The sequence below is a fragment of the Phenylobacterium sp. genome, assembly GCF_035276905.1.
Classification (GTDB): Bacteria; Pseudomonadota; Alphaproteobacteria; order Caulobacterales; family Caulobacteraceae; genus Phenylobacterium.
In genome coordinates this window covers 1-4,522 of sequence record NZ_DATELG010000263.1, presented here as the reverse complement: position 1 = coordinate 4,522, position 4,522 = coordinate 1, and the positions used below count along the sequence as shown (strand labels likewise).

General features: G+C 70.3%; 6 protein-coding genes. All 6 read right to left on the bottom strand.

All coding sequences use genetic code 11. The annotated features are described in order from the left end of the window. Positions 1-224: 2Fe-2S iron-sulfur cluster-binding protein (locus VJS38_RS12395; RefSeq protein ID WP_324088455.1), on the bottom strand; the 224-nt coding region annotated here is incomplete at its 3' end. Between the two features lie 12 nt (positions 225-236). Next, positions 237-1,796 (bottom strand): NADH-quinone oxidoreductase subunit NuoF, encoded by a 1,560-nt coding sequence (locus VJS38_RS12390; RefSeq protein WP_324088454.1) that lies wholly within the window; start codon positions 1,794-1,796, stop codon positions 237-239. Further along, entirely contained in the window at positions 1,793-2,251 is a 459-nt protein-coding gene (locus VJS38_RS12385; protein WP_324088453.1) for a formate dehydrogenase subunit gamma, read from the bottom strand. The genes VJS38_RS12390 and VJS38_RS12385 overlap by 4 nt, the downstream gene beginning before the upstream one ends. A 23-nt stretch (positions 2,252-2,274) precedes the next feature. Continuing rightward, on the bottom strand, positions 2,275-3,108 hold the full coding sequence (gene fghA / locus VJS38_RS12380; protein WP_324088452.1) for an S-formylglutathione hydrolase: 834 nt from the start codon (positions 3,106-3,108) through the stop codon (positions 2,275-2,277). Positions 3,109-3,115: 7 nt separating this feature from the next. Further along, positions 3,116-3,520: a VOC family protein gene (locus tag VJS38_RS12375; RefSeq protein WP_324088456.1), complete on the bottom strand. Its 405-nt coding sequence runs from the start codon at positions 3,518-3,520 to the stop codon at positions 3,116-3,118. Between the two features lie 20 nt (positions 3,521-3,540). Next, the coding region (locus VJS38_RS12370; protein ID WP_324088451.1) for a zinc-binding dehydrogenase at positions 3,541-4,522 on the bottom strand (982 nt) is incomplete at its 5' end.

Below are 4,522 nucleotides of genomic sequence, written 5' to 3'. Positions count from 1 at the left end.
CCGGCTCGCCCCTCGACCTCCACCAGGCACAGGCGGCACGAGCCGAACGCCTCCAGGTTGTCGGTGGCGCAGAGCTTGGGGATCGATGTGCCGATCGTCTGGGCGGCCCTGAGGATGGAGGTGCCGGCGGGAACCGTGACGGCCTGGCCGTCGATGGTCAGGGCGACGTCCTCCTGGGCGCCGGAGGCCGGGGTTCCGTAATCGAGGTCGCGCAGGGAAGCCATGGCGCCTTGTCCTTACTCGGCGGCCGCGGACCTGTGGGCCGGGCCGAAATCTTCCGGGAAATGGGTGAACGCGCTCGTCACGGGGTAGGGGGTGAAACCGCCCAGAGCGCAAAGCGAACCCAATTTCATCGTCTCGCAAAGCTCTTCCAGGAGGCCGAGGTTCGCCTCCCGCCGCTCGCCGGCGGCGATGCGGTCGATCACCTCGACGCCGCGGGTCGAGCCCAGGCGGCAGGGCGTGCACTTGCCGCAGCTCTCGATGGCGCAGAACTCCATGGCGAAGCGCGCCTGCTGCAGCAGGTTGACGGTGTCGTTGAACACCACCACCCCGCCGTGGCCGATCAGACCGCCGCGGGCGGCGAAGGCTTCGTAGTCGAAGGCGGTGTCGAACAGGCTGCGCGGGAAGTAAGCCCCCAGCGGCCCGCCGACCTGCACCGCCCGGATCGGCCGGCCCGACAGGGTCCCGCCGCCGATGTCCTCGACCAGCTCGCCCAGGCTGACGCCGAAGGCCGTCTCGAACAGTCCGCCGTTCCGGATGTCGCCGGCCAGCTGGATCGGCATGGTGCCGCGCGACCGGCCGACGCCGAAATCGCGGTAGGCCTCGGCGCCTTCGGCCAGGATGAACGGCACGGCCGCCAGCGTCAGCACGTTGTTGATCAGGGTAGGGGCCCCGAACAGGCCCCGGTGCGCCGGCAAGGGCGGCTTGGCCCGCACCTGGCCGCGCTTGCCCTCGATGGATTCGAGGAGCGCGGTCTCCTCGCCGCAGACATAGGCGCCCGCCCCGACGCGGACCTCCAGGTCGAAGCGGACGGCCGAGCCGGCGACGCGCTCGCCGAGCAGGCCGGCGGCGTAGGCGGCGTCGATCGCGACCTGCATGGCGCGGACGGCGAAGGGGTACTCCGAGCGGATGTAGATGTAGCCCTTCTCCGCCCCGGTCGCCAAACCCGCGACGACCATGCCCTCGATCAGCAGGAACGGGTCGCCTTCCATCAGCATGCGGTCGGCGAAGGTCCCGCTGTCGCCCTCGTCGGCGTTGCAGACCACGAACTTGCGAGGAGCCTGGGCGAGCCGCACCGTGTCCCACTTGATCCCGGCCGGGAAGCCGGCGCCGCCGCGGCCGCGCAGGCCCGACTGCTTCACCGCCTCGACGACGCCCTCCGGCCCGAGCGCCAGGGCGCGCTCCAGCCCGCGCCAGCCGCCGTTGGCGCGGTAGGCCTCGAGCGAGGCCGGATCGATCAGGCCGCAGCGCGCGAACGTCAGCCGTGTCTGGCGCTTGAAGAACGGCAGGTCTTCGGGCCGGCCGACGTAGGACGGATGGCGGTCGGCGCCCTCGGACAGAGCGGCCGTTAGAAGGCTCGGCGCCAGCGCCTCGTCGATCCGGGCGTAGCCGATCCGGCCCGCCGGCGTATCAACCTCCACCAGGGGCTCCAGCTCGAACGCCCCGCGCGAACCGGTGCGGACGATCTCGATGCGCAATCCCAGACGGTCGGCTTCGTCTCGCAGAGCCTGGGCGACACGATCCGCCCCGACCGCCACCGCGGCCATGTCCTTCGGCACATAGAACCGCAGGCTCATCGTGAGAGCTCGCTGACCAGGCGCGCCAGGGCTGGGCGGTCGAGGCGACCGACCGGACGGCCGTCGACCAGGGCCGCCGGCCCGCTTGCGCAGAGGCCCAGGCAGTAGACCGGTTCGAGGCTCACCCGACCGTCCGGCGACGTCTCGCCCATCGCCACCCCCAACCGAGCTTCCAACTCGGTGGTGGAGGCGCGGCCGCCCCGCGCCTGGCAGGCCTCGGCCTGGCAAAGCTTCACCACGTGGCGGCCCGCCGGCTCGCGACGGAAGTCATGGTAGAAGCTGAGCGCGCCGTGCACCTCGGCCCGCGTCAGGTTGAGGCGCTGGGCGACGGCCGGAACCGCCGTCTCGGGGACGAACCCGAGGGCGTCCTGAATGTCGTGCAGGATCGGGATCAGCGCGCCCTCGCGACCGTCATGGCGGGCCAGGATTTCGCCGATGAGTTCGAGGGTCGACACGGTATGCTCCGATCCTGCGCACGTCAGGCGAGCTGCTCGGCGTGCCAGTGAAGATGCTCCGCCATGAATGTCGAGATGAAATAGTAGGAATGATCATAGGCGGCGCGACGGCGCAGCGTCAGCGGCTGTCCGCTCGCCTCGCAAGCCGCCTCGAGCAACTCGGGCTTGAGCTCGCGCTCGAGGAAGGGATCGGCCTCGCCGACGTCGACCAGCAGCGGCGGCAGCCGACCGCCGGCCGCGATCAAGCTGGCGGCGTCGTGCTGGCGCCAGAGGCTTTCGTCCGGACCGAGGTAGGCGGCGAAGGCCTTGCGGCCCCAAGGGACCTGGCTCGGCGCGCAGATCGGGGCGACGGCCGAGACGGAACGCCAGCGTCCGGGATGGCGCAGGGCGAGGGTCAAGGCCCCATGCCCGCCCATGGAGTGACCGAAGATCCCCAGCCGACTGGGGTCGGCCGGGAAGTGCTCGGCGATCAGGGAGGAGAGCTCGCCGATGTAGCTTTCCATGCGGAAATGGGCCGACCAGGGCGCCTGGAGCGCGTCGAGGTAGAACCCCGCGCCCTGGCCCAGGTCGTAGGCTTCGTCGTCCGGGACGTCCGCGCCGCGCGGGCTGGTGTCCGGACAGACCACGATCAGACCGAGCTCGGCGGCGGTGCGCCGAAACTCGCCCTTCTCGGTGACGTTGGCGTGGGTGCAGGTGAGGCCCGAGAGGTAGGTCACGACCGGGCGTGGTTCCTGCTCCGCCTGTGGGGGAACGAAGACGGAGAAGGTCATCTCCGTCCCCGTGGCCGCCGAGGCGTGGCGATAGACGCCTTGCACGCCGCCGAAGCTGCGGCTGGTCGAAACCGTCTCCAGGGCCATCTTGAACCTAGGCCGCGGTGAAGGTGTAGGCGCAGACCTTGTTGCCGGCCGGATCGCGCAGATAGGCGGCGTAGGCGCCCGGCAGGTGCCCACGCGGACCGGCCGCGCCTTCGTCCGTGCCGCCGGCCGCCAGGCCCGCCTTGTGGAAGGCGTCGACCTCGGCCGGGCTGGCCGCGGCGAAGCCGACGGTCACGCCGTTGCTGGACGGAGCCCCGCCGTTGCCCGGACGCAGCACCAGAAAGGCCGGCTTGTCCCGGCCGTAGAGCACGGCGCTGTCGCCGAACGGGCCGAGGTTCTTCACGCCCAGCGCCCCCAGGGCCGCGTCATAGAACTTCGTCGAGGCCGCCAGGTCGCTGGCCCCCAGGCAGGTGTGCGAAAAGACGCCGTCACCCGAAATCACCGCCATCTCAATTCTCCATGCTTGTGGTTGCTTCAGTAGACCACGACGCTGCGGATGCTTTCGCCGCGGTGCATCAGGTCGAACGCCTCGTTGATCTGCTCCAGCGGGAAGCGGTGGGTGATCATCGGGTCGATCTCGATCTTGCCGTCCATGTACCAGTCGACGACCTTGGGGGTGTCGGTGCGGCCTCTGGCGCCGCCGAAGGCGGTGCCCTTCCACACCCGGCCGGTGACCAGCTGGAACGGCCTGGTCGCGATCTCCTTGCCGGCCTCGGCCACGCCGATGATGATCGACTCGCCCCAGCCGCGGTGGCAGGCCTCCAGCGCCTGGCGCATGACCACGGTGTTGCCGGTGGCGTCGAAGGTGTAGTCGGCCCCGCCGCCGGTCAGCTCCACGAGGTGGGCGACGACGTCGCCGGAGATCTCCTTCGGGTTGACGAAGTGGGTCATGCCGAACTTGCGGCCCCACTCCTCGCGCGCGGGGTTGATGTCGACGCCGACGATCATCGCCGCGCCGACCAGCTTCAGCCCCTGGATGACGTTGAGGCCGATGCCGCCCAGGCCGAACACCACGCAGTTCGCGCCCGGCTCGACCTTGGCGGTGTTGACCACCGCGCCGACCCCCGTGGTCACCCCGCAGCCGACGTAGCAGGCGGTGTCGAAGGGCGCGTCCTCGCGGATCTTGGCCACCGCGATCTCCGGCAGCACGGTGTAGTTCGAGAACGTCGAGCAGCCCATGTAGTGGAAGATCGGCTGGCCCTTGTAGGAGAACCGGCTGGTCCCGTCGGGCATCAGGCCCTTGCCCTGGGTCGCGCGGATCGCCGTGCAAAGGTTGGTCTTGCGCGACAGGCAGCTTTTGCACTGCCGGCATTCCGGCGTGTAGAGCGGGATCACGTGATCGCCGGGCTTCACGCTCGTCACGCCCGGGCCGACCTCGACCACCACGCCGGCGCCTTCGTGGCCGAGGATCGAGGGGAAGATCCCCTCGGAATCGAAGCCGTCCAGGGTATAGGCG

Bases quoted from the DNA above. Each gene is read 5' to 3' on its own strand.
- VJS38_RS12390 (WP_324088454.1), bottom strand. From the start codon at position 1,796: ATGAGCCTGCGGTTCTATGTGCCGAAGGACATGGCCGCGGTGGCGGTC.
- fghA (WP_324088452.1), bottom strand. From the start codon at position 3,108: ATGGCCCTGGAGACGGTTTCGACCAGCCGCAGCTTCGGCGGCGTGCAA.